The following is a 26473-nucleotide window of genomic DNA, read 5'->3' on the forward strand; positions in this document are numbered from 1 at the left end:
TTATGTGGTATCAAGGCTTTGTAGATTTTGTGTTTTTTATATTAAACGCATTAGTAGTTGTATTTGCTATTGTATTTGTTGTAGGAAGTTTCTTTTCGTTGTTAGCAAAGGCAAAGCAAGAGGTGAGCAAGCTTTCAAAAGGTAAATTGGAAATTAATAAGCTAGGTAGTGAATATAAAGAAACTAAAGAAAAATTTTTAGAGACAATATTAGATAAAAAACAATACAAAAGTTACCTTAAAAAACATAAAAAACAAACTAAAGAGACTCAAACAAAAAATAGAGTTTTTGTTTTGAATTTTAAAGGTGATATTTATGCTTCTCAAGTTGAGAATCTACGTAAAGAAGTTTCAGCTGTATTGGCTATCGCTAACACTACGGATGAAGTTGTGGTACGAATTGATAGCCCTGGTGGAGTAGTTAATGGTTATGGATTTGCTGCAGCTCAATTAGAGCGTATCCGCCAAGCTGGTATAAATTTGACAGTATGTATAGATCAAATAGCCGCAAGTGGTGGTTATATGATGTCTGCTGTTGCACATAAGATTATTTCAGCACCATTTGCTATAGTTGGCTCAATTGGTGTGGTAGGAACTGTACCTAATATTAGAGAGTTGCTACAAAAAAATGGTATAAATGTTGAAATGCATACTTCTGGAGCCTACAAGCGTACTTTGACTACTATGGGTGAAAACACTGAAGAAGGACGACAAAAGTTCAAGCAAGACTTACACAATATACATGAGCTATTTAAAAAACATATATTAGTATATAGACCAAACTTAGATATGCAGAAAGTTGCTACTGGTGAATATTGGTTTGGTAAAGATGCTTTAGAGTTAGGTTTGGTAGATGAAATTCAAACTTATGATGATTACATAATCAGGCATCTTGATAAAGAAAGTTGTGTTTATGAAGTTAGTTTTGTTAGGAAAAAAGAAAAAGGGTTTTTAAAATCAAAACTAGCATATTTTAAGAGTATGATTACTAACTTTTTATATGCACGTAAAATAATATAGGATTGAAGTGTTAGATCTTAAAACTCATAAAGAGCTTCTGGATAATTTTTTTGAGCAGAAGTCTGCTAAAACTCTACATCATGCTTTTATTTTCAGAGTCAAGGATGCTGTATTGTTAAATAGTTTTATTAATTCTTTATGTCAGGTTATTTTAGGTCAACATGTAGAAAGTTACCAGGATTGTCCATATATCACCATCGCTATAGCTGAAAATGATGAGATAAAAGTAGCTGAAGTTAAAAAAATTATAAAAAATTGTGAGCTAACAGCTCATAATAACCTAGCTAAAATTATAATTATTGAAGAGTTGGACTTTCTAAACGACTCAGCTGCAAATGCTTTGCTGAAAACATTAGAGGAACCAACAGAAAATACTTTTTTTCTAATGTTTACGCGTGATTACAATAATATATTGGCAACTATAAAAAGTAGATCATTAGTCTATGATATAAAACTTAACTACGAAGATAAGTGTAGTTATCTTAAATACACTTTTGATATGTCAAAAGAAAGTATAGCTAAATCTCTACAAATAGCTCGTGATGATATAAATATTGTAGCAAAGATAAAGCTTGAGCCACACTTTTGGCAGACTAGAAACTTATTAATGAAAGTATTAGTAAATCAGTTTAATGTAAATCTTTTTTTAAAGGAGGTATCTCCTCACTATAAAGACGCTTTATATTGGCTTACAAGTATAGCTATAGATGTATATTATTATAAATTAGATGAAGAAAGTAACAATATAGCAAACTATGATAAGTTAGCTGTTATCAAATATCTAGCAACAAATCTAGATAGTGATAATGTGTATAAAATATATAGACAAGCTTTAGAGGCAAAAAATTACTTTGCAAATTTCAAAAATGTTGATAAAGAATTGATTTTAGAAAATTTAATATTAGAGATTATAAAATAATGTCTTTTATTAATCGGAAAAATATTCGCTTAAAAGCTTATGATTATAGTCAAACAGGATCTTATTTTGTAACAGTATGTATGAATGAGAGAAGATGTTTATTGGGAGAAATAAACGATAATCAGATGGTATTGAACGATGCAGGATTGATGGTGTGGAATTATTATCAAGATTTAGAGAATAAATTTCCAAACGTTAAGTGTGGTGAATATGTAGTTATGCCAAACCATTTTCATTGTATAATCCATATTAAAAATAGGGCAGATATAGAATCTGCCCCTACAGTAGATAACCATTATGTAGAGGCAATCCCTTGTGGTTGCCCGAATAATAAAAGGTCGGCACAGAGTGGGGATAATATATCTGTAGGGGTCAACCTATGTGTTGACCCTAAATTAGAAAAGGGCGAACACGCAGGTACGCCCCTACATAAAATAATTCAATGGTTTAAAACCATGACAACCAACGCATACATAAATGGTGTAAAAACCAAAAATTGGCAATCATTTAATAAACGTTTGTGGCAAAGAAATTATTACGAACATATTATAAGGAATGAAGAAGTATATTTGAAAATATGCCAATATATTAGAAACAATCCTTTAAAATGGGATTTGGATAAATTGAATCCTCAAAATTACATTATAGATAAAAAACAGGAATAAAAAATGGATGTAAAGCAGCAACAAAAATTAAAGGGCTTGGCTCATAAATTAAAACCAGTAGTTTTAATAGGAGAAAAAGGCTTGACAGAAAATGTGATGCTAGAGATTGATTTAGCATTGGCAACGCATGAATTAATCAAAGTAAAAGCTTTTAGAGCTCCGAAAGAATACAAAGAAGAGTTATCTGAGAAGATTACCCAAGCAACAAAATGTGAGCTTGTGCAGATTATAGGCAATATTTTAGTTTTATATAGAAAAAATCCTAATAAAAAGAAATAGGAATTAAAATATGAGTTTTCCAATATCACGACCACGTAGGCTTAGAACATCCCAAAACTTAAGAGATATGGTTGCTGAAACTAGCTTAAGTGTAGATGACTTAATGTATCCTATATTTGTAGTACATGGTCAAGGCATTAAAAAAGAAATTTCAAGTATGCCTAACCAATATCATTGGTCTGTAGATAGGTTAGATGAACTTGTCGAGCAAGTTACGAAAGCTGGAATTAAAAGTATAATGATATTTGGGGTGCCAAAAACCAAAGATCTAGTTTCATCTGAAAATTATGATCCTAATGGAATTACTCAACAAGCAATTAGAAAAATCAAACAACTTGCACCAGAACTAGTAGTTGCTACAGATGTTTGTATGTGTAGTTTTACCCCACATGGGCATTGCGGGATATTAGACCAAAATGAGTACGTTGGTAACGATAAAACATTAGAGATTTTACAAAAAACAGCTATTTCTCACGCACAAGCAGGAGCAGATATTGTAGCTCCAAGTGGTATGATGGATGGTATGATTATAGCGATGCGTCAAGCATTAGATGATAAAGGTTTTGAAACTGTAGCAATCATGTCATATTCGGTAAAATATGCTTCAGCTTTTTATGGACCATTTAGAAGTGCTTGTGATTCTTCACTAAAAGGTGATCGTAAGACTTATCAGATGGATTACCGTAATAAAAAGGAAGCTATCCGAGAAGCTATAGCAGATATTGAGCAAGGTGCTGATTTTATCATGGTAAAACCAGCTTTAAGTTACCTTGATATTATTAATGAATTAAGCCATGTAGTTGATTTACCAATAGCAGCTTATCATGTAAGTGGTGAATATGCGATGATAAAAGCAGCTGCTAAAGCTGGTTTGGTAGATGAAAAAGCAATTACTATAGAAACACTAACATCTATGAAAAGAGCTGGTGCTAAAGTTATACTTACTTATACAGCTTTAGATGTTGCAAGTTGGGTTTAAGAGTTTATAAGAGATGATAAATATAGCTTTATATGAGCCAGAGATTCCGCCTAATACAGGGAACATTATCCGATTATGTGCTAATGTGGGTGCTAATTTGCATCTTATAGAACCTTTGGGCTTTAAGTTAGAAGATAAGCAACTTAGAAGAGCAGGTTTAGATTACCATGAGTTTGCAAACCTTAAAATCTATAAAAATTTCGATGAATTTTATCAAAAAAATAAAACCAAGAAAATTTGGGCTTGTACAACTAAGGCAAAGCAATATTATCATCAGGTAGATTTTGATTGTGATGATATTTTATTGTTTGGTCCAGAAACCAGAGGGCTACCAGTTGAGGTTTTGGAGCTACTTAAAACTACTCAAATCAAAATTCCTATGTGTAAAAATAGTAGAAGTCTGAATTTATCTAATTCTGTAGCTGTAATTTTATATGGCGCTTTGAGTAATATAGGTTTTGAAAAATTGGGTCTTTTATGAAATAAACCACATTATGCAGTATTTAATTATTATTTGATTAAACAATGGTTAATATTATATTTAATACAATATATTCAACAAAATTTTTAAAATTAATAAAAATTATTTTTAATATAAAATAATTGTTATTTTTATTTTTAATTCTATACTAAATACTGTTGTTATATGAATTGGCTGATATTTATGTGGTGTGGGATTTGTGGCGTAGTGTTTTCATCTTCATTTTACCATACAAAATATTGTAATTTAGGTACTTTGGTTTTTTCAGAGAAGTCTCATTATACTAAAGATTTAAAAGAGTTTTGTAACAAGCATCAAATTATATATGAAGAAATTGTTAATGCTGAGCTAAAAAATTTTGTATGGGTAAGAGATTTATTTTTTCAAACAGAAAGTACACTTTATCTTAGAAATAAAAATTCATACTACGCTAATGATGAAGCGTTTCACGCTATATATGAACATAACCAATATACTCCTGCTAGCTATGCGGAAGAATTTCATAGCTATATCCCAAGACAATATCTTCACCAATTTAAGAGTTTTGATAATAAAATGTTAGAGAAATATGTTGTTAAATCTACAAATAAGTCTCTTGAGGGTGGTAATCTTTTTGCTTGCATCAATACAAGAGGAGAGAAATATTATTTAATTGGTTCATTAGTAATCCTTTATGATATGTGGATAAATGAATATAAATCAAGAACTAGCGTTGAAAAAAAAATAAAATATAACTCAGAAAAAGAGGTTCTTAATAAATATAAAAAGTTATTTCAAACTGAAAATATATTAATAATACCAAACGTAACCTATCATTTAGATTTAGCTATGGCATACATTGCGAAAGGTCACTTTCTTCTAAATGAATATAATACAGAAGATATGCCTTTAAAATCAAAAAAACTTTATGAAGATAAAAATAAAGAAATAAAAAAGATTGGGCAATTATTACGGACTAATTATTTTAAAGTAGATTATTTTGAAGCCGTTAAATTGGATTATGAAGATATGGATGGTAATAAAGGAGATAATGGTAATGCTACATCGAGTTTGATTAATGGTATCAACATAATATCAAATACAACACAAGAAAATTATTTTTTAACATTAGATACACATGATAAGGAACATAGAGATTCTTTTAGAAATTTTTTATCCAAGAGGAATATTAAGGTTAAGTTTATCCTTGAAAATGGCCTAGATGCTGAAGAAACTCAAAATAAATCAATTGAAAGAGCGGGGGCACTTAGATGTCAAACGAATATATTAGCAAATTTGAATCCAAAACTAAATTTTTTTAAAGATCTTAAATCTAAGAGTAAACACTTTCCTTGTAGGGAACTTCCTAAGTTTTCCAACTTTTACAATGATTATAAACTTAGGTTTGATTTTAGAACTTACAAAGAAAATATTGATGAAGCTGAAAAAAGTAAGAAATTTGAAGGTGAAGACCCTACAAAAAGAAGAAGTTTTTCATAAAAGTTAAATTAAACAAAATAGTGGGGTTAACTTAGTGTCTACAAGGGAGCAGTAATGTTGTCTTCTCGACATCTATAACTGTAAACTTTAATAATAGGAGTGTTGCAAACTAAAATTAGTCATAAACTCCTTTGTGATAAATGCAACAATTTATGTTGGAATCAGTATTACCACATGTAAACTGCGCTTTTTTGAATATTTTTGCCTTGTTGCCACCCATCTAATTCTAGCGTGCAACAGTCCCATAATAGATAAGAGAGACATTATTTTGAAGCTAAGGCTATTTTGCAATAGGCATGGTAAATATAAGTGCCTTGGTGTTAGAAAATTTAAGTTATAATCTTGACTATTTTGGCTTATAATACTTAGGCTTAAATTCTATACCATATTTGACATTCATCCACATTCTACTTATAAAGCTTTGCATTTCTGCATCATGGATGTTCAGCACATACATTTTTTTAATTGCTTCATCCGTAGGCTTAATGTTTTCGTCATTAAATATAGGATCCATATACTTATCATTTTGTGTAACAGCATTAGGTTGGTATAGATAGTTACTATTTTGAGCTGATACATAAGGATCTATTATATAATTCATAAGTTCATATGCTTTATCGAGATTTTTAGCACCTTTAGGTATCATAAGCGTATCAAACCAAATATTAGTGCCTTCTTTAGGTATAACATAAGCTAAGGTAACATTTGGATTGACTGATTTAGCTCTTTCAACAGATCTAACAATATCACCAGAGTAACCCATCACTAAACATAAATTACCAGCGGTAAAATCATTTTGGTATTTATTACTGTCGAAATATTTGATAAAAGGGCGAATATTTCTAATTATATCAAGAGCAGCTTTTTCATATTTGGCTTTGCTAGTAGTGTTTGGATCTATTCCATGATAAAAGAAATAATTACCAAAAATCTGTTCAGGTTCATCAAGTAAAGATACGCCACATTTAGCTAACTTACTTAGATATTTAGCATCAAATACATACTCCCAACTATTTGGAATAACACCTTTACCGAGCTGTTCTTGTATTTGCTCTTTATTATAAGCTAGACCAGTTGTACCATAGCTATAAACTACAGCATATTTATTACCGGGATCGTTGATTTGTGAAACCTTGTCGTAGATAACTTTATTACGGTACTTAAGATTTGGCAACTTTGATTTATCAAGTTCTACAAGAGCTTCGGAAGTTATTTCAGTGTTTAAATACAAGGCTCCTTGCTCTATAAGGTCAAACCCTGAGGAGCCAGTCATGACTTTAGCTCTTGTCATATTATCATCAGATGTATAAATATACTTAATTCTGGTGTTAGAGAGTTTAGAAAAACAAGGAACTACATCAGGAGATATGTAATCAGCCCAGTTAGTAAAATTTATTTGACCTTTTTCTTGTGAGTAGACTATAGGAGTCTTAAGTACATCACTACTACAGATATAAGACTCATCTTGAGCATAGCATAAGTTTAGTATAGTAAGTAACAAAATAATTAGAATACTTTTAGCTCTCATTTGTCAACTTAGGTTTGGTTGTTATGAATTGGTTTTAAGTATATACTAAATTGGTTATTGACGAAATAAATTCTGGTTTTCATGGAACAGGTTGTTAGTAGTAAAAAGTTTGGTTTAATAAGGCTAGTGATGATAAACATTATAGCCGTAGATAGCCTTAGGAATATATCGATAACAGCCCAAGCTGGCTGGATTGTGGTAAGTTTTTATATATTAGCTGGAATACTTTTCTTAGTACCTTGTGCATTATTAACAGCAGAGATGTCAACAGGTTCGGCTCAAGAAACAGGTGGTATTTATATTTGGGTGAAAAAAGCCTTTGGGAAACGTTTAGGGTTTTTAGTTATATGGTTACAGTGGGTATATAACTTAGTTTGGTTTCCCTCGATTTGTGGTTTTTTTGCTGGAGTGATAGCCTATGTGATGGCACCAGTTTTAGGGCAAAATGCAGCAGATTTAGTATCAAACCCTTGGTATATGATTTCAATGAGTTTGGTAATGTTTTGGAGTGCAACAGCTATAAACCTATTTGGAATAAAAACCTCTAGTACGGTTAGTACATTAGGAGCTATTATTGGGACTTTATTGCCTATGCTTATTATTATAGCGATGGCTTTTTTGTGGGCGCTTTCTAATACACAAAGTATAGTTCTTCCTCACGCGTCAGATTTTATTCCATCAGGAAACAATATTAGTAGTTGGGCTTTGTTTATTACAGTTATGTTTAGCTTGTTTGGTCTAGAAATGAGTGCTATCCATGCTGCTAATGTAAAAAATGCTAAAAAGAATTTTCCTAGAGCTTTATTAATATCAGGTTCAGTAATTCTAGGTTCACTAATACTGTCTAATATAGCTGTAATATTAGTAAGTAGTCAGTTACAGATTGGTGACGTTGATATCGTTACAGGTTTGATGGTTTCTTTTCATTATTTTTTTAACCAAATAAATATGCCTTGGATAACATATTTTATTGCAATTACACTAATATTTGGTGCTTTTACTACAACCTCAGCATGGATTATGGGCTTATCAAGAGCTTTTATGATAGTAAGTAATGATAATATTTTACCCCAGGCATTTGGTAGAACTAATAAAAATGATGCTCCTGATACTATGCTAATAGTACAAGCTTTGATTTTTACTGTATTTTGTTTTTCTTATATATTTATGCCCTCTGTAAGTGAAGCCTATTGGTACCTTAGTGATTTAACAGCACAGTTAGCAGTTATAGCATACATAATTATGTTTATAGCAGCAATTAAGCTCAAAGTTAGTCAACCGTTGCAACAGGGACAGTACGAAATATATAAAGGATTATTTGGTACAGTTATAATGGCAATTTTAGGTTGTGTGGGTTGTTTTATGGCTATTGTAGTTGGCTTTATTCCAATAGATAATTTGAACATGAGTATAATGCAATTTGATACTTTGTTACTTGTTGGTATAGTTGTTACATTAATTGTTCCTTTTGTGATTACTATTAAAAAATAACCTATACACGATTATTTTTTATAGTTTGAGCTTGAATTGGTTATAGTAAAAGAGTTATAAATACTATATTGCTAAAATAAATTTCGAAAACAGTATGCCAAATTTAGGCTGCTATTTCAGACAATTTGGGGAAGATATGAAGCTAAAAATTATATTAATAGCAGATACATATGCAGAATATAAAGAAGAGAATATTATTTTTGTACAAAACGATCAGTTACAAATTAACCAAAATCATGCTCTTGTTAATGAGTTCTTGAGAGTACATAAACTACGTAAAAACTCTGGAAATGTAATATATGTTTTTAAATATATTTTCAATCAGAAAGAACTTTTACACCTTGACGTAAGTATATCTAATAGAGAGTCTATTAGTGAAACTTTGCATAAAAATAATGTTTGGGGAGACGACACCTTAAAAAATGAGTTATCATCGGTTAAATTTTATCTTCTTGGGCATGGACAACCAGGAAAAAATGATTTTGAGAGTATGTCACAACATAATTATGGTGAAAGAAATTATAAAGTATTAACTAGTAATAGACTTTTTATTGATGAAATTGTCTCGTTTCAACGATTAATTAATCTTATATTTACTTCAAAAATTAGCTATAAAATAATATTAATTAATTGCTGGTCTGCAATGCCTAATGTAGATACCAAACAACAATCTCACCTCATGGAATTTTGTAAAGAAGCTCAACAAGAAGGATATGAAGGATTAGTAAAAGGCTTTTTTCTAGCTACAACAATTAATGAGTTAGGTGCAATTAAGTGGACTGTAAAAAATAATTTTGGTGTAAGTATTGATCAAGAGCTTCTTAAAAACGGTGGACAAATATCAGTTACTATTAACATCAATAAAAAAAGTTTATTCTATGAAGCTGTCGATATGAAAAGTACAGCTGATAAGAAAAGCTACAATTCATTAACGTTGCAGCAATACCGTAATATTGGTGAAAAGTTTTTTGTTATAACCTCTCGTATTAATAAGTTAAATTTTAATAGAGATACTAGTGAGCATAAAAAGGCTCTAATATTGATGGAAGATTTATTGAAATCCTACCTTAAAATAATATTGGGTTTGCAGGACAGAAATGATATTATGATGAACCTAATTGATAAACTTAATAACATTATTATACTTCATAAACAATACAATCAACCAGGTATGGAAAACAATGTTAAATTATTAGAAGATATAATACTAATACTAAAAGATAGCTAGATGATATAAGTTAGTTCAGGGAATATAACTAATGGAAATGGAGTGTTTCAGAGTTATGTTGATAACAAAGAAAATGAAATTGTGGAAGATGAATGATTTCAAATTGACTCTAGTTTATAACTTCAAACTCTTATTCCGAGGAAGTATTTAGACATTTAAAATTAAGTACATATATTTTTAAAAACTGATAAAATAATTAATAAGAGCAGTAGAGCACTTTTAGTAATGATTTTTACAACACTCAAGTCTTGGTATCAAAAGAAATATTTAAATAATGAGCCAGTTATTTTTATTGGTTTAATGCTGTTTTTTTACTTAGTTTTAGCTTTTCTAGGAAACTATATAGCACCAATACTAGCTGCCTTAGTTATAGCCTATTTATTAGATACCTTTGTTAATATCCTTCACAAAGCAACTCGGATAAATAGGCAATTTTTAGTTTATTTTGTATTTATTATTTTCTTAATAGTTTTGTTATCGGTAATATTTGTACTATTACCTATTATGATTAATCAGCTGATTGATTTTATAAAACAAGGTTCGCATACACTATCTAGTTTAAAAAATAGTTTAGAAGAGTTATCTTTAAAATACCCAAGCTTACTTACTGAAGTTAGGATAAATAATATAGTAAGCTGGTTTGATACAATTGATTGGCAAAAACTCAGCTCTAATTTTGGTTCATTTATACTCCAGCGTACAGCAGCAACTCTGCCAGTACTATTTTCAGCATTGATTTATTTATTCTTGGTACCTTTAATGATTTTTTATTTCTTAAAAGATAAAGAAAAAATAATTAATTGGTTTAAAGGGTTTTTACCACAAGAAAATGGTGCGTTATATTACGTCTGGAATGATTTAAAGCCAAAATTGGCTGATTACGTTCGAGGTAAAGTGATTGAGTTTATTATAGTATCTATTACTACATATATGGGATTTGCCTATTTTGACCTTAACTACGCAATACTATTAGCTTTTGGTGTGGGTATTTCTGTTATCATTCCATACGTTGGGATGGTTTTGGTTACTATACCGGTGGTAATGGTTGCGATGTTTCAGTATGGTTTTAGCATGACGTTTGTATGGATGTTAACTGTATATTTTATAATACAAGCTTTAGATGGTAATTTGCTAGTACCATTGTTATTCTCAGAGGTTTTAAACATGCACCCTGTGGGAGTGGTTTCTGCTATATTAATATTTGGTGGCATGTGGGGATTATGGGGTATCTTCTTTGCTATACCTTTAGGTTTATTGTTTATGTCCGGTGTTAATATGTTTAGAAACCATGTTAAAGGTAAACGAGAAGCATCTAATATAAATTTATGTTAGTCAAACAAAAACAAATTAATAAACAAGTTTACGACTATTTATTATCTAATAAATATGATTCATTTATAGCTAAACTCATTGCTACAAGAGTACAAAATATAGATAGTCTAGACTTAATAATAAATGGAACAATTAAAGATTTATCCTCACCATTTTTGTTCAAAGATATCCACAAAGCTGTAGACAGGCTTTACCTTGCCTTGCAAGAAGGAGAAGTTATTGGCTTAGAAACAGACCATGATTGTGATGGGCAAACATCTCAAGCGATACTTTATGAAGCTTTGACTAAAATTTTTAATCATCCTAAAGAAAAAACCAGATCATATATTGGTCATAGAATGAAAGAAGGCTATGGTTTGTCAGAATCCGTTATGAATAGAATTCTTACAGATAGTATTCGGCCAAGCTTGATTATAACAGCAGATAATGGCTCTACAGATGAAGCTAGAATTTCTATTCTTAAGCAAAATGATATAGATACTATAGTCACAGATCATCATGGTATACCACCAGAAGGGCCACCTAAAAGTGCTGTAGCAGTATTAAACCCTACTCAAGATGGTTGTCAGTATCCAGATAAATCTATAGCTGGATGTATGGTAGCATGGCTTTTTATGGCCGCATTACGCCGTAAATTTATTCAAAATAATAAAGTTATCTCTAATAAATATAGTTTAAGTGACTTACTGGATTTAGTAGCTATTGGTACAGTAGCAGATTGTGTGAGTATGGCTAATAGCCATAACAATCGTATAGTAACTAAATTAGGAATTAGTCAGCTTAAAAGTGGTGTTAGAAATTGCTGGGAGTTTTTTGATAGAGATAAAATTTCAAGTGAGTATATAGGCTTTAGTATTGCTCCTATATTAAATAGTGACGGTAGGCTAGCTGATGCACTAGGGTCAGTAAATTTTCTATTAGAACATGATGCAGAGAGAATAACAAATATTTTTCAGAATCTCAAAGAGCAAAATAATCAACGCAAGGAAATCCAAAAGCAGCTTTCAGAAGAGGCTATGAAGCAAGCACAAGAGCTTAATTGCACCAAAAATTCTTTGTGTATTTTTCTCAAAAATGGTCATACAGGTATACATGGTATATCCGCAAGTAAACTCAAAGAAAAGTTTGGTAAGCCTATCATTATATTTTCACAAACTCAGATAGATCCTAACCTAATATCAGGATCAGCTAGAAGCGTAGACGATATAGATATTAAAAAAATATTAGATATGATAGCAAACACGAACCCTAACCTGATGTTAAAGTATGGAGGCCATAAAGGAGCCGCAGGTTTAACTATCAGAAAACAAGACTTTGATAGCTTTTATGAGGTTTTTGAGGAATATATAAATAAAGTAGTTAAAGAGTGTGACCTAAGTTTAACGCCTTATGTAGGATATGATTTTGAGCTTGATGAGAATAATTTTTGTTTAGAGACTTTAGACAAAATAGATTCTTTAGAACCTTTTGGCAGAGAGTTCGAAAAACCAATCTTTTACAATAAGTTTATAGTCGAAAAATTTAGATTAGTTGGAAAGGACCAAAGTCACGCACAAATGATTTTACGTTATAGTAATACTCAGTCATTTAAAGCAATCTGGTTTAATGCTTTAGATAGTGAAATCGTTAGTCAAATCAGCATTGGAGATACTATTAAAGCTTGTTACCAATTGCAGAAAGAAGAATTTCTTGGGCAAGTATCCTTATCATTAAATATTAAAGCAATTCAGCCATGAAAAACCATAAACTTATAGAAGATCATTTGCACAAAAATGTAGGTGATATAGAGATAGAGCACTTTGAGAGTATAAATTCTACGAATGACTATATACTAAATAAAAATTTTACTCATAAATACCACCTATGCTATGCGGATGTTCAGATAAAAGGAAAAGGTCAAAGAGGGGGAGATTGGGTCTCTAAAAATAAAGATAATATCTACGCAACACTAGGATTTTCGTGTGATTTTAGCATAAGCCAAAATACTTTAAGTGGTATTAAAGTAGCCATAGGAGTGCTGAAAGCTATTAGAAACTATATACCAGTAGAATTAAGAGAAAACCTAAAGATAAAACTACCTAATGACATTTATTATAAAAATCAAAAATTAGCGGGCATCCTAATAGAAACAAAGAATATCAAGAAGTCTAGCTTTGATATAGTCATTGGAATAGGGATAAATGTTAATATGTTTGAATTAGATGAAAAGATTGATCGTTTATGGACATCATTAGCTGTCATTAATGGACAAACTATAGATAGCACTAGCTTGCTAGTGTCTATGATTATTGAAGTTATAAAGTCTTTTAGTAAGAGCATAGATGAAACTTTAAAAACTTTTGCAAAGTATGACTATGTATTGAATAAGCAAATAACTTTTAATTATGGCGAACAAATCTATAAAGCGACAGCAAAAGGTATATCAAATGATCTTAAGCTTACTTTAGAGTTAGAGAATATGAATAAGCTTAAAATAGATATAGCAAGTATAAGTAAAATTAGAGTAATAGAAAATGAGTATAATTAATATTAGAAAAAGAGCAGAGTATTTAGAAAAAACCCGGGAATATTTTAAAGACCTAAACGTTTTAGAAGTAGACACGCCATTAGCTTATAACTATGGTGTCACAGATCCATTTATAGATGTATTTGCAATTGATACTGTATTAGGTAAAAGATATCTACAAAGTTCACCTGAATACGCAATGAAAAGACTTCTTGCTGCTGGTAGTGGCAGTATATATCAAATATGTAAAGCATTTCGTGATGAACCAGCTTGTGGTAGTTTACATAACTTTGAATTTACCATGGTAGAGTGGTATAGGGTAGGGGTAGATTACCTTCAGCTTATGAAAGAAATGGAAACCTTGTTTTTAAAACTCAAGCCTAGTCTTAAATTTCGTTATTTAAGTTACCAACAGGCATTTGAAAAGTATTATGGTTTTAACCCACATTTAGCAAATTTAGAACAGTTACTAGACTACGTAGATAAGTATGTTGGTAAAATTCAAGGTTTAGATAATCCAAGTGTAGCAGACTGTTTAGATATATTGTTTAGCTACAAGATTGAAAAAAACCTTAATGAAGCAGGTATACTATATTTTATCTTTAATTATACTGTGGAGCAATCTGCTTTGGCTAAAAAAGTTATAGATGATAATGATCAGCTAGTAGCTGCAAGGTTTGAGGTTTTTTATAATGGTGTAGAGCTTGCTAATGGTTACTATGAGCTTATTGATAAACAAGAGCAGTTAAAGCGTTTTCAAGCAGATTTAGAAATTCGTAATCAACAGGGTAAAGCAGTTCTAGATATAGATAAAAACCTACTTGATTGTCTTGATAAAATTCCTCAATGCTCTGGAGTTGCACTAGGTTTTGATAGGCTACTTATGAGTTTTGAAAATATCGAAAATATAAAAGATTTATCTATTTTTTAGAAAAATATTGAGAGACCATATCATTTATAGAATCACTATTAATAGGAGTTTGGTGACTTTGTTTTTCTTGATTATTATTAGTTTCAGTTGGTACTGAACTTTTTTCTGTAGTGTCTGTGATATTAGGATTATCTATAATTACGTTGCTCATATTTGCATCAGCAGGTGGGTGGGCTGATATTTGTTTACTATTAGTAGCATTAGCTGTTGCTGAATTATCTTCGGAACTACTTTCTTTAGTAGTATCGGCGTCATAATTTATAGGTGTGTAAATTATAGAAGTTTTAGAGTCTTTAGTATTAAAAGTTATAGCATCATAAACACTTCCCTTAATAAGTTTAGCAACCAAAACTATTAACGTTACAGCTATTATTATTATTGCGAGCCTATTAAGGTAGTCAAAAAGCTTTAATTTCCCATATTTAGACTTTTTATAGTATAAAATATCAATTTTATTTAGTATAGATATGATTTTTTTCTCAGGAATCTCCAAGTATTCACAGTATCTTCGAACTTGATTTTTTAGTAAAGTACTAGAGTTTTGTAAAAGGGTGTCATTATCAGAACTTTCTATAGTCTGAATAGCCTCTACCGAGAGATTTGTAGCATCTGCAATAGTTTTTTGTTCTAAATTTTTAGATTCTCTAGTATTTTTTAGAAAATTTTGGAAATTATGCATAGTTGTGCAATCTTATTTTGTTTGGATAAAAGTATATAAGAAAAAGAGAGAAATTAAAATGAAGATATAGAGGATACTATTTAGAATTTTTCTTGTTTTCCAACATTTTTTCTAAGAAATGAATATTTGTTCCACCTTTAACAAAAGCTTCATTGCTTAGTATCTCTTGATGTAAAGGTATATTGGTTTTAATACCATTAATAACCATTTCGTCAAGAGCTGCACGCATTTTTTGTAGAGCTGTTTCTCTATTATGCGCACGTACAATAACTTTTGCTATCATAGAGTCATAGTTTGGTGGTACAGCATATCCTGAGTAAATATGAGAATCTACGCGTACCCTTGGACCACCTGGTGGGTGGTAAACATTGATTGTTCCTGGTGAAGGGATCATTCTTTCAGGGTCTTCAGCATTAATTCTACACTCTATAGCATGTCCAACAATAGTGATATCTTCTTGTTTCCAGCTTAAGCCTTGACCATTAGCAACTTTTATTTGCTCTTTGATAAGGTCCGTAGATGTAATAGATTCTGTAACTGGATGTTCAACTTGGATTCTAGTATTCATTTCGATGAAATAGAATTCTTCGTTTTCATATAAGAACTCAAATGTTCCAGCGCCACGATATTTAAGTATTTTACAAGCTTTTACACATTGCTCACCAATTTGTTTTCTTTGTTTGTCAGTAAGTCCAATTGCAGGAGCTTCTTCAATAACTTTCTGGTGTCTTCTTTGTGTTGAACAGTCTCTTTCAAATAAGTGTATAGCGTTACCTTGGCCATCTCCGAAAACTTGTATCTCGATATGGCGAGGGTTTTCTAAGAATTTTTCCATATAAACCATATCATTATTAAAGGCGATTCTTGCTTCACTCTTAGTTAAAGAAATAGCACTTATTAAATCTTCTTTTTTTCTAACAATACTCATGCCACGACCGCCACCACCACCAGCAGCCTTAATAATCACTGGATAGCCAATTTTTTCAGCAATTTCTAGATTTTTCTTATCATCACTACCTAGAGGACCTCCTGAACCAGGTACACAAGGCACTCCTGCTTTTTTCATGTATTTGATAGCTTCAACCTTATCACCCATAATTTCTATACTTTCTGGGCGAGGGCCTATAAAAATGAAACCGCTTTCTTCAACAGCTTTAGCAAATTTAGCGTTCTCTGATAAAAACCCATAGCCAGGATGTATAGCATCTGCATTGGTAATTTCAGCGGCTGTGATTATACTTTGAATATTTAAGTAGCTAAGATTAGGCGCTGCTGGTCCAATACATACGGCCTCATCAGCTAGCTTAACATGCATAAGGTTAGCATCAGCAGTGGAGTAAACAGCTACAGTTTTAATTCCTAATTCTCTACAAGCTCTTAGAATCCTAAGCGCTATCTCACCTCTATTGGCGATTAGTACTTTTTTAATCATTTTGTATTACCTCTTAAGAGTTTAGAACGGCTTTCTCTATTTTCTATTAATAAAATGTTTCAATCAAATTACTCAATTATAAATAGAGGTTGGTCGTATTGAACTGGATCGCCATCTTTAGCAAGGATCTTAATTATTTTTCCAGATTTTTCAGCTTCAATTTTATTCATTATTTTCATAGCTTCGATAATACATAAAACATCACCTTTTTTAACTTCTTGACCTTCTTTAACATATGCAGCTGCATCTGGAGAAGGCGAGCTATAGAAAGTCCCAACCATAGGAGATTTAACTTCTTCACCATTTAATACTTCTTCACTAGCAGATATAGTAGCTGCTGTGTTAGTAGAAGACACAGGAGTTAAGCTAGCTGCTGAGGTTGATGCAACAGGAGTTATACTACTTGCAACAGGTGCAGAAACTACACTTGTGGTAGCTGTGTTATTCTTGGTCATAAAAATACTAGATCCGCCATCTTTGATTTTTATTTCTTTAATGTCGCTAGAATTAAGAATTTCAGCTACTCTATCTATTGCTTTTAATAAATCCATCTTTTTCTCCTTTAGTATTTATATAATTTATAGCTTCTATTACAGCTAAGGTGTAGCCATTTGCACCAAGACCAAATATGCCTCCATAAGCAATGTCAGAGAGAAGTGACTTAGACCTAAACTTTTCCCTATTATATATATTAGACAAATGTATTTCAATAAAAGGCTTACCTGTAGCTAAAAAGGCATCCCTTATTGCTACACTTGTATGTGTATACGCAGCGGGGTTTATGATAATAAATTTAACAGACGTTTGTTGTATTTTATCAACAATATCACCTTCATGATTGCTTTGAAAAAATTCTAAAGTTACTTTATGTTTTTTGACTATATTAGAAAGCTCAAAATTTATATCTTCAAGTGTTTTATTGCCATATACATCAGGTTCTCTAGTCCCCAATAAATTAAGATTTGGACCATTAATTACTAATATATCCATTTAAATATTCCTATAACTTTTAATTGCATTAACGCTAATGATTTTTTTATTTTTGGTACAGTAGCAAGTTAGTTTACCACCAAATACACATCCTGTATCTAGTGCTATTATATTTTTGTTACCAGTTACACCTTTAAGTGCAGCCCAGTGACCAAAAATTAAAATTTTGTCTGTGCTAAATTTTTTATGTTTAAACTTAAACCATGGCTCAAACCCGTTTGGAATATCTTCAATAGTTGAACTAAATTTTAAATCTAGTTCGCCATTTTTCTTTATAGCTCTCATCCTAGTAAAGTAGTTAAGTATACACAGCCATCTTTCTATTCCTTCTAGTTCTTTATTCCACTTTGCAATTTCTTCGTTAAAGAGATTAGCTAGTAGTAATTTTCTTGTAGTTTCATTTTTTAAGACAAATTCAACTTCATTAGCTCTCTTTAGGGCTTTTTTAGGTGACCATATATGTGGAATACCCGCATGTGTTATATAGTAATTATCAAGCTTTATTAGAAATTTTTGATTACAAAGCCATTCTTGGATTTCTTTAAGATTAGAAGCGTTTAAAATTTCATCAAAAGTATGCTTGTTATTTGAGGATAAAAAATTATAGCTGATAGCTAAAAATAGTATTTCATGATTTCCTAGGATAAGCTGAGCTCTCTCTTTAAGTGACATAACAAAATTTATTGTTTCAAGTGATTTTGGACCTTTATTTATAATGTCACCAGCAAAAATAAGCTTATCGGTATTTTTATTAAATTTTATTTTTTCTAATAGCAATTGTAGCTCGTCATAGCAGCCTTGTACGTCTCCGATTACATAAGTAGCCATTATTACTCCTAGCTTAAGAAGTTTGCCAAATTAACAAAATCATTAACACTTAGGTTTTCTGCTCTAAGACTTGTATCAATAGGCAAGCAATTAGAGTTAATGTTTTTTTGTTTTAAAATTTCCTTAAGGTTATTATGCAGGGTTTTTCGACGTTGTGCAAAGCTTAGCTTTACAAGTTTTTCAAAAAAATCTTGATTTTTTAAGTATGGTTTATCAACTCTGGGCTTTAATCTAATTATTGCTGAATCAACTTTTGGTTTGGGATAGAAAACTTCTGGTGGAATTTTAAGGATACAGCTACAGGTGAAATGATATTGTAAAATAACAGAAAGTCTTCCGTAAACTTTAGTGTTTGGCAGGGATATTATTCTATCAACCATTTCCTTTTGAAGCATAAAATGAGCATCAACAACTTTGTCACCTAAGTTTATTACTTTAAATAATATTGGAGTAGAAATGTTATAAGGTAAATTGCCAATGAGCTTTATTTTTTTGTTTGAGGTAGTTAGTTTATCAATATCAAATTTAAGAAAGTCTTCATTAAAAACTGTAGGTTCGCCATAAGCTTTACAGTTATCAAGTAATGACTCTATGATTGTATTGTCAAACTCAACTACATTAACATAATGTGCTTTGCTAAGCAAATGACGGGTTAATGCTCCTAAACCTGGTCCTATTTCTAATACAGTATCGTTTTTATTTATGTTAGCTAGTTGAACTATCTTTTGGATGATATTTTCGTCTTGTAAGAAATTTTGTCCCAAAAATTTTTTTGCTTTAGTTTTATATTGCATGTGACTAACCTATTTAATACAACTCTGGGGTTTGAAGATCACTTTCTAGGATTTCTATGTAAGCATCGTCTTTCATAGAAGTTAGCCAGGTTTTATATATTTGCTGAGCTTTTTCTGAAAAAATAGCTTCTAAAGCTTTTTGTTCTTTTAACTCTTGTGCAGCATTATGTTTTTTTGTTTTTGTATATTTTATAATCATCCAAGTTTTTGGATCAGCTTGAAAAACATCGGAAAACTCATCTTCTTTGAGAGTCTGTAGTTTTGCAAAAGCAGCAGGTGGTAGAGAAGGGGGGCTATCTAAAGTTGACACCCAACCAAATTTACCATCTGCATGATCATAATCTTGATTGAATTTTTCTGCTACTTTAGTGAAATCCTCACCGCTTTTTAGAGCAACAATTGCTCTATCAAGAGAACTTTTTGCACCATTTTCAGTCATGCTTCCAACTACTTTTATAACTATACCGTAGACGTAGTATTTAGTGATTTCTTTACTTAATAAAGGAGCTTGAACATCTATTTTATCGATATAAACCATTTGTATAGTATTATTTATTATAAAAGGCTCAGATACTTGATTTTGCTTAAGTTTTTTTACTTTTGTCTTATAAATACTCGGTATAGCATCAAATTTAAGAGGATGACTAACTATTCCTCCTGTACTTGCATTGGGAGCTTCTGAGAATTGTTCTACAACATCAGAAAAACTAATATCACCATTATTAACGGCCATTGCTAGTTTTTTTAACAAATCAAGTTTATCCCTTTTAGCTTTTTTTGATTCTGGTAAAGCTATGATTAGATTTTTAAGACTATAAGTTTTGATTGGAGACATTTGTCTATCAAATTCTTTTTGATGTTTCTTTATGTATTTTTTAATCTCTTCTGGAGAAACGTATACTTGCTGAGCAATAGCTTGTTGTTGTAGTTGGCTAACCATTAGCTGCTCACGTATTTTGTCTTTATATTTACTAAACGGCACACCAGATGCTTCTAAGTTTAGCTTTAGCGAATCTATGGACATATTATTTTTAGTAGCTACTTCTTGTATAGCAGAATTTAATTGCTGCTCTGATATCGTAATATTATTTTGTTCAGCTAGTTGGATTAATACGCTTTGAGATATTAAATCTTGGAGCGCACGTCTTTTTACAGCTAAGTCATCGGGGTTGAATTGAGTCATCTGTGGATTGCTAGCTTGGAGTTTTTGAACCTCTTGGTTAAGTTCAAGTGAAGTTATGGGTCTATTGTTTACTATAGCAATAGTTTTGTTTATAAGATTTTTTTTGTCAGAGTTTGGTGAAGAAGTTGTACTTGTTTCATTATTGTTACCAAAACTTGAGTTAAAAGAATTTTGAAACAAATTAGATGCTATATCTGCATAACCATTATAAAAAAAAATGGATAAAAAGCTTATGGAAATAAGAAGTTTTTTTATCATGATTTTGCACCTCCCCATTCACCAGGCTCATAGCCATTTATTTGACTTAAACGAGAAGCAATATTGCTGCTACTACCAACACTTCCTAGGCCTTTTAGCTCAAACTCAAGCATATAGGAGTTAACTAAATTTCCTAATTTTTGAGGATCATTTGGATCAGAGTTTGTATATGCACTTTTTTGCCATAGTGCTCTAACAGCCCAAGATTTATCGTTATATTGCAGACCAACAAATGCATCTGCTAACTGATTTTGCTGGAAATTATAGTTCCATAATCCTGCTATTGCCCAGCTATCAGTTAGATTGATTATGGTTGAAAGGGTTACAGTTTCTTGCGGTGTTGGTTTTACACCATTGTTAATTTGATCTTGAGTTAGAGAGTTCCAGTTGTTAGCAATGTTGTTGTATGAAACATTAAAGATATTCTCACTCTCATCTTTGTAAGAAAGTTGATATACTTGGTAATCCACATTTTGCTGTTGTATGCGGTAATTAATCTGAGCAGATAAATAAATATTTTTCATTATCTGGTACTCAAATGACGACATAATAGGAGAAAATGTTTCTTTTGCAAATACATCTGTCATTTCTGGATTATTACATGTTGAATTACCTTGACAAAGCGTAACCATTCTATCAGCAAAGTACATCATCTGACCAATTTTAGCTGATGCTAGAGTAGAACCATCTTCTTGGTTGATCGTTGTTGACTCTAGAGCGTATGTAAGCTGATTGGCGTTGTTAATTCTATCGTGACCTGTAAACCTATTTACCTGGAACATCTGCATATATTGCTCGTTTTGTAAACTGGTGTCAAATAAAGGTATATCAGTTTGATTTTGATAAGGAATATAGGTATAAAATAGCCTAGGTTGTAAAGTTTGAGTGTAAGCACCTTCTTTTGTAGTATACTCACGATCAAAGTATAAACCAGAATCAATGTTAAAAATAGGTAAGATACTTGTAACACTATTTTTACTAAATTTTATAGTATCTGTTGGTTTATTATTTAGTTGGTAATAACGTATAGGCACTTCTAAAGAAGGATTTAAATATCCCCAAGTTTCTGAAAAATTACCAGTAATTTTAGGTGACTCATATCCTCTAAAGGCATTTACGTTTGTTCCTATAGCAGGGCTTTGGCTAGGGTTTATTGGGTATGCTGATTTATAGAAATAAGTATTTAATGTTTCAATACTTAGGCTTAGAGAATCAGGAGTATAACCATCAGCTGTGGCATTGAACTTTATTTCTGGTAGTTTAGCATAAGGTATGTTTGCAAGGTTCATCTCTGGATTAACTACACCATAATATAATGCGGTTAATCCTGAAGTTATATTCTCATTGCTATAGTTTAGGTCAAATTCTCTATCTAAAAGGGTTTTTGTAACTAGGTTAATATTACCTACAGAGAAATCATCATAGTAATTTTTATCACTGACGTAGTCATACTTTAGTCTTGTAGTAATACCATTACCAAAATCACCACTATTTGAGAAAGTAAAAGCTCCCCTCATAGTTTGAGTTTGGAAATCATAAGGTACTATTGAGCCTTCAAATTGCCCTTGAAAAATATCAGTCATGTATCTGAAAGTACCATTTTCCATCAGACCACGTTTTAACCAAAAAACTGTCTCAAGCAATAAATCATAATTTGGTGCTAAGTTGAAATAATATGGTACTGCAACCCCATATCCAGAAAGTTCACTATTAACGAAGTTTGGAGTTAAGAAACCAGATTTTCTTTTGTTACTTATAGGGTATGAAAAATAAGGAATATACATAACTGGTATATCTTTAATTTTAAAGAAGCCATCTTTAACATAAGCCATTTCTTTACCAGTATCAATATTAATATTTTTTCCGGTTATCTTCCAAGCGTTATCAGTAGGATCACCAGAAGTTAGATAAGCATCTTCCATTATTAAGTTATCTTGGTCTTCTTTTTCAAAAGTCTTTGCATAACCTCTTAAGTGTCCACTAAAGTGTTCTTTATCATACATAAGCGTGTTTGGCACTTCTCTAGCCATTCTAAAGTACGTTTCACCAGCGCTATAAGTGCCATCGTTTGTGTTAGCAGCAAGCTCTTTTGTGCGGATAACTATACCAGTAGATGGTTGTCTAGCAATCACATCACCAGTCATTACGATCGATTGGATAGAGTTTTTACCAGTGTTAAAACTAACTATAGCATCATCACTATACATTTCTTGATCACACTGTAATACTTCTACGTTTCCAGAAGCGATAAGTGTGCCATCAGTATCATATTCAGCATCTTCGTAACTAAGTTCTGTTTTTTTAGATTCACATAAAGACTTGGTAAAAGCACTGTCATTATTATAGTAGCCACCAACAAAAGTTTTCGCTTGAGGGACCCATCCTAAGTCATCTGACAAGGCTTTTTGTTTTTCTTCTGGTTTTAATTTTTCATCAAAGACGTTCGCTGGCTGTTTAACTCGGTCACATTTCCATTCATTGTCTACAATTTTACAGCTCCAGTCTTCTTTTATAGGGTTTTCGTTCATAATTCTTGCAGCATAGCCAGATGCTGTAATAAATACAGTACCAAAGCTAACCCACAGATATTTATGAATACCCTTTAACATATTGATTTTAGGAGCCTTTTTGTTGAGTTTTAAAAAATAACCATGATATTATATCTGTATTTGCTACATATTTCTATGTTAAATTTGGAAGGTATAGGAATAGTTTTATCTTGGATTTATAAAAAATGAATATAGAAGTTTATCTATCAAAAATATTCGCAAAAGCTTTTCAAAAGTTAAATTATGGGGAAAGTTTTGCCAAAGTAGTTGTCTCAACTCGTGAGGGAATAGGCCATTTTCAATGCAATGGAGCTATGCCTTTAGCTAAATTTGCAAAAAAGCCACCATTTGTAATTGCTCAAGATATTATCGAATGTATAGAGCAAAAGGATATTTTTAGCAAAATTGAAATAGCAAAGCCAGGCTTTATAAATATCACGCTTTGTTCAAACTTTTTGTCTAAGGTTGTAAATGATTTTTTTAAAACAAATAGCTTTGGGGTAGAAAAAAATCCTAATCCAAAAAAAATAGTTTTAGACTTCGGTGGACCAAATGTTGCAAAACCTATGCACGTTGGGCATATAAGGTCGGCTTTATTAGGAGATGCTTTACAAAGACTTTACCGTTTTTGTGGTGATGAAGTTATTTCTGATGTGCATTTGGGGGATTGGGGTACTCAAATGGGTATGCTCATAGAGGAAATAAAATTACTCTCACCGGAGCTAGTTTATTTTGATAAAGAATATACTGGAGAGTATCCTAAAAAATCACCTGTAACAGTTGTTGAGTTAGCGCAAATATATCCACAAGCCTCAAAAAGATGTAAGTCTGACATGAGTGAAATGGAAAAAGCACGGCAAGCTACTTTTGAACTACAGCAAGGCAGAAGAGGTTATGTCGCCTTATGGAAACATTTTGTAAGGGTTTCTATAGAGGCTGTTAAGAGGGATTTTCAAGAACTTGATATAAATTTTGATCTCTGGTTGGGTGAGAGTGATGCTAATAAGTATGTGGGTGAAATGGTGGAGTACCTAAAATCTAAAGATTTTATGTATGAAGATGATGGTGCTTGGGTGATAGATACAGGTAAACAAGATATTCCGCCACTTATTGTTGTAAAAAGTGATGGTGGTATTATGTATGGTACTACAGATTTGGCAACATTATGGCAGCGTAATAAGGATTTTGACCCTGATAAGGTAGTTTATGTTGTAGATAAAAGACAGTCTCTGCACTTTAAACAAGTATTTAGCGTAGCCCAAAAGACAAATATAGTTAACACTAAGTGTCAGCTGGAGCACATTGCTTTTGGTACGGTAAATGGAAAAGACGGCAAACCTTTTAAAACCAGAGAAGGTGGCGTAATGCATTTATCCGACTTAATATCACAAGCCAAAATAAGTGCTAGACAAAGGATGCCGGAAGAAAATGATGAAAGTATTATAAATCAAGTAGCTATGGCAACAATTAAGTTTGGTGATTTAGTGAATAATTATTCAAACGATTATATATTTGATTTAGAAAAGTTCGCACAATACGAAGGTAAAACTGGACCTTATCTTTTATATACAGCTGTTAGAGCAAAATCTATAATTAGAAAAGTATTTGGTGATGAGTATAATTTACAAGATTTGGTCAAAGACTACAATATTTCTGCTGCTACTAATGAATATGAGGAGAAGCTTCAGCTTCAACTTATACAGTTTCCAATGGCTATAACCAGAGCTTATGATAGTTCTCAACCTCACATTATTTGTGAGTTTGCATATTCTTTGGCAAATATTTTTAATAAATTTTATGCTAATTGTCATATTGCCAATATTACGGATCAAGAAATACAAGATGCTAGACTAGCACTTTGTGTAGCTATGGTTAAAGCGATGAGTATAGCATTAGGTGTGCTAGGTATATCGATACCAGAAAGGATGTAATTTATGGAACAATCAAGCGAGTCCATTTAATCAGTCCCTTTATTTATTTTTTATCTCAGCTAAGATCCGATGATAATTTGTATAACGTAGTCTATTTATATTACCATTTTTTAGATGTTTAACTATTTCACATCCTTTTGAGTTTTCTTCATGAGAGCAGTTTCTAAATTGACATATACCTTTGTGCTTTTTGAAATCCAAAAAGCCATCAAAAAGTTCTTCTTGGGATATATTCCATAAACCAAACTCTCGAATACCGGGAGAATCGATAATAGCAGTGGTTTCATTTATTTCATATAGCGTGGAGCAGGTGGTGGTGTGGCGTCCTTTTTTTGTTGAGTCAGATACTTGACTTGTAATTGTAATTTGTTCACCTAGAATAGTATTTAAAGTTTCAGATTTACCAACTCCTGATTGACCTAAAAATATAGAAGTTTTACCATTTAGGGTATGTAGTAGACTTTTTATGCCAATATTATCTTTTGCTGATATATATAAGATTTTATAGCCAATAGATTCATAAATTTCAGCTAATTGTTGTATATGTTGTTTGTCTGATTCGCTTTGGTTATCAATTTTATTTATGACTATAATGGGTATGATATCACTACTATGTATAGCCGCTAGGTATCTATCTATATAGTGTTCAACAGGAGCTGGAGAGTGAGAAATAATTATAATAGCTTGATCTATATTTGCAGCGATATTTTTATTTTTACGTTGATAGGAGTTAGGACGAGATATAAGATTTCTTCTTTCTAGAAGATCAATTATTATATAGGTTGTATCCAGATAATCAACGATTACATTATCTCCAACCGTTAATTCTCCTTTCAAGTGGCTTCTTAGTAGACAGGAAACCTTTTGATTATCTTCTAATCTAACAATGAGATTGCCACCAAAGTTGGTTATAATTTTTCCTTGCTGTTTCAAAAAAATATTATTTAAAGTATTAATCTAAGGTTTTTTAATTATAAACTTCTTTTACTAAA

General features: G+C 31.4%; 24 protein-coding genes. 14 read left to right on the forward strand and 10 right to left on the reverse strand.

Going from position 1 to position 26473, the window contains the following annotated elements; genetic code table 11:
• The first annotated feature begins 2 nt into the window (after positions 1–2).
• The 7 genes from sohB to E4K63_RS02520 all read left to right on the forward strand — a co-directional run bounded on the left by sohB (position 3) and on the right by E4K63_RS02520 (position 5821).
• On the forward strand, positions 3–1019 hold the full coding sequence (gene sohB / locus E4K63_RS02490; RefSeq protein WP_133941399.1) for a protease SohB: 1017 nt from the start codon (positions 3–5) through the stop codon (positions 1017–1019).
• A gap of 7 nt (positions 1020–1026) precedes the next feature.
• Complete coding sequence (locus E4K63_RS02495; RefSeq protein WP_133941397.1) at positions 1027–1938, forward strand: DNA polymerase III subunit delta' C-terminal domain-containing protein; 912 nt, start codon at positions 1027–1029, stop codon at positions 1936–1938.
• Entirely contained in the window at positions 1938–2603 is a 666-nt protein-coding gene (locus tag E4K63_RS02500; protein WP_133941395.1) for a transposase, read from the forward strand. Before E4K63_RS02495 ends, E4K63_RS02500 begins: the two co-directional genes overlap by 1 nt.
• A 3-nt stretch (positions 2604–2606) precedes the next feature.
• A complete protein-coding gene (gene yhbY / locus E4K63_RS02505; RefSeq protein WP_133941393.1) occupies positions 2607–2882 on the forward strand; it encodes a ribosome assembly RNA-binding protein YhbY in 276 nt (91 codons plus the stop codon).
• A 10-nt stretch (positions 2883–2892) separates the two neighbouring features.
• Positions 2893–3861 (forward strand): porphobilinogen synthase, encoded by a 969-nt coding sequence (gene hemB / locus E4K63_RS02510; protein WP_133941391.1) that lies wholly within the window; start codon positions 2893–2895, stop codon positions 3859–3861.
• A gap of 13 nt (positions 3862–3874) precedes the next feature.
• Positions 3875–4342, forward strand: coding sequence for a tRNA (uridine(34)/cytosine(34)/5-carboxymethylaminomethyluridine(34)-2'-O)-methyltransferase TrmL (gene trmL, locus E4K63_RS02515; protein ID WP_133941389.1), 468 nt, complete (start codon positions 3875–3877; stop codon positions 4340–4342).
• 165 nt (positions 4343–4507) lie between these two features.
• The gene (locus tag E4K63_RS02520; RefSeq protein WP_133941387.1) at positions 4508–5821 is read left to right on the forward strand and encodes a hypothetical protein; all 1314 of its coding nucleotides are present in this window, start codon (positions 4508–4510) and stop codon (positions 5819–5821) included.
• A gap of 346 nt (positions 5822–6167) precedes the next feature.
• Here the strand turns inward: E4K63_RS02520 and E4K63_RS02525 are convergent, their stop codons facing one another.
• A complete protein-coding gene (locus tag E4K63_RS02525) occupies positions 6168–7349 on the reverse strand; it encodes a polyamine ABC transporter substrate-binding protein (RefSeq protein ID WP_133941385.1) in 1182 nt (393 codons plus the stop codon).
• Between the two features lie 81 nt (positions 7350–7430).
• Between E4K63_RS02525 and E4K63_RS02530 the strand changes: the two genes are divergently transcribed.
• The 6 genes from E4K63_RS02530 (at position 7431) to epmA (ending at position 14837) form a co-directional block, all read left to right on the forward strand.
• Positions 7431–8840, forward strand: coding sequence for an APC family permease (locus E4K63_RS02530; protein ID WP_133941383.1), 1410 nt, complete (start codon positions 7431–7433; stop codon positions 8838–8840).
• 94 nt (positions 8841–8934) lie between these two features.
• Positions 8935–10068, forward strand: a complete 1134-nt coding sequence (locus tag E4K63_RS02535) for a hypothetical protein (protein ID WP_166666888.1) — start codon at positions 8935–8937, stop codon at positions 10066–10068.
• Positions 10069–10293: 225 nt separating this feature from the next.
• Entirely contained in the window at positions 10294–11400 is a 1107-nt protein-coding gene (locus tag E4K63_RS02540; protein ID WP_133941379.1) for an AI-2E family transporter, read from the forward strand.
• The gene (gene recJ / locus E4K63_RS02545) at positions 11394–13136 is read left to right on the forward strand and encodes a single-stranded-DNA-specific exonuclease RecJ (protein WP_133941377.1); all 1743 of its coding nucleotides are present in this window, start codon (positions 11394–11396) and stop codon (positions 13134–13136) included. The genes E4K63_RS02540 and recJ overlap by 7 nt, the downstream gene beginning before the upstream one ends.
• Positions 13133–13927, forward strand: a complete 795-nt coding sequence (locus E4K63_RS02550) for a biotin--[acetyl-CoA-carboxylase] ligase (RefSeq protein ID WP_133941375.1) — start codon at positions 13133–13135, stop codon at positions 13925–13927. The genes recJ and E4K63_RS02550 overlap by 4 nt, the downstream gene beginning before the upstream one ends.
• Positions 13914–14837, forward strand: coding sequence for an EF-P lysine aminoacylase EpmA (gene epmA, locus E4K63_RS02555; RefSeq protein WP_133941373.1), 924 nt, complete (start codon positions 13914–13916; stop codon positions 14835–14837). The genes E4K63_RS02550 and epmA overlap by 14 nt, the downstream gene beginning before the upstream one ends.
• Here epmA and E4K63_RS02560 read toward each other — a convergent pair.
• The 8 genes from E4K63_RS02560 to E4K63_RS02590 form a co-directional block, all read right to left on the reverse strand.
• On the reverse strand, positions 14827–15516 hold the full coding sequence (locus tag E4K63_RS02560; protein ID WP_133941372.1) for a helix-turn-helix domain-containing protein: 690 nt from the start codon (positions 15514–15516) through the stop codon (positions 14827–14829). The genes epmA and E4K63_RS02560 overlap by 11 nt on opposite strands.
• Before the next feature lie 76 nt (positions 15517–15592).
• On the reverse strand, positions 15593–16948 hold the full coding sequence (gene accC, locus E4K63_RS02565) for an acetyl-CoA carboxylase biotin carboxylase subunit (protein ID WP_133941370.1): 1356 nt from the start codon (positions 16946–16948) through the stop codon (positions 15593–15595).
• Positions 16949–17016: 68 nt separating this feature from the next.
• The gene (gene accB, locus E4K63_RS02570; protein WP_133941368.1) at positions 17017–17499 is read right to left on the reverse strand and encodes an acetyl-CoA carboxylase biotin carboxyl carrier protein; all 483 of its coding nucleotides are present in this window, start codon (positions 17497–17499) and stop codon (positions 17017–17019) included.
• The gene (gene aroQ / locus E4K63_RS08130; protein ID WP_133941366.1) at positions 17474–17938 is read right to left on the reverse strand and encodes a type II 3-dehydroquinate dehydratase; all 465 of its coding nucleotides are present in this window, start codon (positions 17936–17938) and stop codon (positions 17474–17476) included. Before aroQ ends, accB begins: the two co-directional genes overlap by 26 nt.
• Entirely contained in the window at positions 17939–18766 is an 828-nt protein-coding gene (locus E4K63_RS08135; RefSeq protein ID WP_133941364.1) for a symmetrical bis(5'-nucleosyl)-tetraphosphatase, read from the reverse strand.
• An 8-nt stretch (positions 18767–18774) separates the two neighbouring features.
• The gene (rsmA, locus tag E4K63_RS02580) at positions 18775–19560 is read right to left on the reverse strand and encodes a 16S rRNA (adenine(1518)-N(6)/adenine(1519)-N(6))-dimethyltransferase RsmA (protein ID WP_133941362.1); all 786 of its coding nucleotides are present in this window, start codon (positions 19558–19560) and stop codon (positions 18775–18777) included.
• Positions 19561–19573: 13 nt separating this feature from the next.
• Positions 19574–20998: a SurA N-terminal domain-containing protein gene (locus E4K63_RS02585; protein ID WP_166666892.1), complete on the reverse strand. Its 1425-nt coding sequence runs from the start codon at positions 20996–20998 to the stop codon at positions 19574–19576.
• The gene (locus E4K63_RS02590) at positions 20998–23610 is read right to left on the reverse strand and encodes an LPS-assembly protein LptD (RefSeq protein WP_133941358.1); all 2613 of its coding nucleotides are present in this window, start codon (positions 23608–23610) and stop codon (positions 20998–21000) included. The genes E4K63_RS02585 and E4K63_RS02590 overlap by 1 nt, the downstream gene beginning before the upstream one ends.
• 125 nt (positions 23611–23735) lie before the next feature.
• Between E4K63_RS02590 and argS the strand changes: the two genes are divergently transcribed.
• The gene (gene argS / locus E4K63_RS02595) at positions 23736–25481 is read left to right on the forward strand and encodes an arginine--tRNA ligase (RefSeq protein ID WP_133941356.1); all 1746 of its coding nucleotides are present in this window, start codon (positions 23736–23738) and stop codon (positions 25479–25481) included.
• 39 nt (positions 25482–25520) lie between these two features.
• Here the strand turns inward: argS and rsgA are convergent, their stop codons facing one another.
• The gene (rsgA, locus tag E4K63_RS02600) at positions 25521–26414 is read right to left on the reverse strand and encodes a ribosome small subunit-dependent GTPase A (protein WP_133941354.1); all 894 of its coding nucleotides are present in this window, start codon (positions 26412–26414) and stop codon (positions 25521–25523) included.
• Positions 26415–26473 lie beyond the last annotated feature (59 nt).

It is taken from the genome of Allofrancisella inopinata (assembly GCF_012222965.1).
GTDB classification, from domain to species: domain Bacteria; phylum Pseudomonadota; class Gammaproteobacteria; order Francisellales; family Francisellaceae; genus Francisella; species Francisella inopinata.

Coding starts and splice junctions, on each gene's coding strand:
- E4K63_RS02535 (WP_166666888.1), top strand. CDS start 8,935: ATGCCAAATTTAGGCTGCTATTTCAGACAATTTGGGGAAGATATGAAG.
- yhbY (WP_133941393.1), top strand. CDS start 2,607: ATGGATGTAAAGCAGCAACAAAAATTAAAGGGCTTGGCTCATAAATTA.
- rsmA (WP_133941362.1), bottom strand. CDS start 19,560: ATGCAATATAAAACTAAAGCAAAAAAATTTTTGGGACAAAATTTCTTA.
- E4K63_RS02560 (WP_133941372.1), bottom strand. CDS start 15,516: ATGCATAATTTCCAAAATTTTCTAAAAAATACTAGAGAATCTAAAAAT.
- E4K63_RS02525 (WP_133941385.1), bottom strand. CDS start 7,349: ATGAGAGCTAAAAGTATTCTAATTATTTTGTTACTTACTATACTAAAC.
- aroQ (WP_133941366.1), bottom strand. CDS start 17,938: ATGGATATATTAGTAATTAATGGTCCAAATCTTAATTTATTGGGGACT.
- hemB (WP_133941391.1), top strand. CDS start 2,893: ATGAGTTTTCCAATATCACGACCACGTAGGCTTAGAACATCCCAAAAC.
- E4K63_RS02500 (WP_133941395.1), top strand. CDS start 1,938: ATGTCTTTTATTAATCGGAAAAATATTCGCTTAAAAGCTTATGATTAT.
- E4K63_RS02550 (WP_133941375.1), top strand. CDS start 13,133: ATGAAAAACCATAAACTTATAGAAGATCATTTGCACAAAAATGTAGGT.
- accB (WP_133941368.1), bottom strand. CDS start 17,499: ATGGATTTATTAAAAGCAATAGATAGAGTAGCTGAAATTCTTAATTCT.
- E4K63_RS02530 (WP_133941383.1), top strand. CDS start 7,431: ATGGAACAGGTTGTTAGTAGTAAAAAGTTTGGTTTAATAAGGCTAGTG.
- epmA (WP_133941373.1), top strand. CDS start 13,914: ATGAGTATAATTAATATTAGAAAAAGAGCAGAGTATTTAGAAAAAACC.
- accC (WP_133941370.1), bottom strand. CDS start 16,948: ATGATTAAAAAAGTACTAATCGCCAATAGAGGTGAGATAGCGCTTAGG.
- sohB (WP_133941399.1), top strand. CDS start 3: ATGTGGTATCAAGGCTTTGTAGATTTTGTGTTTTTTATATTAAACGCA.
- E4K63_RS08135 (WP_133941364.1), bottom strand. CDS start 18,766: ATGGCTACTTATGTAATCGGAGACGTACAAGGCTGCTATGACGAGCTA.
- recJ (WP_133941377.1), top strand. CDS start 11,394: ATGTTAGTCAAACAAAAACAAATTAATAAACAAGTTTACGACTATTTA.
- E4K63_RS02520 (WP_133941387.1), top strand. CDS start 4,508: ATGAATTGGCTGATATTTATGTGGTGTGGGATTTGTGGCGTAGTGTTT.
- E4K63_RS02540 (WP_133941379.1), top strand. CDS start 10,294: ATGATTTTTACAACACTCAAGTCTTGGTATCAAAAGAAATATTTAAAT.
- E4K63_RS02590 (WP_133941358.1), bottom strand. CDS start 23,610: ATGTTAAAGGGTATTCATAAATATCTGTGGGTTAGCTTTGGTACTGTA.
- trmL (WP_133941389.1), top strand. CDS start 3,875: ATGATAAATATAGCTTTATATGAGCCAGAGATTCCGCCTAATACAGGG.
- argS (WP_133941356.1), top strand. CDS start 23,736: ATGAATATAGAAGTTTATCTATCAAAAATATTCGCAAAAGCTTTTCAA.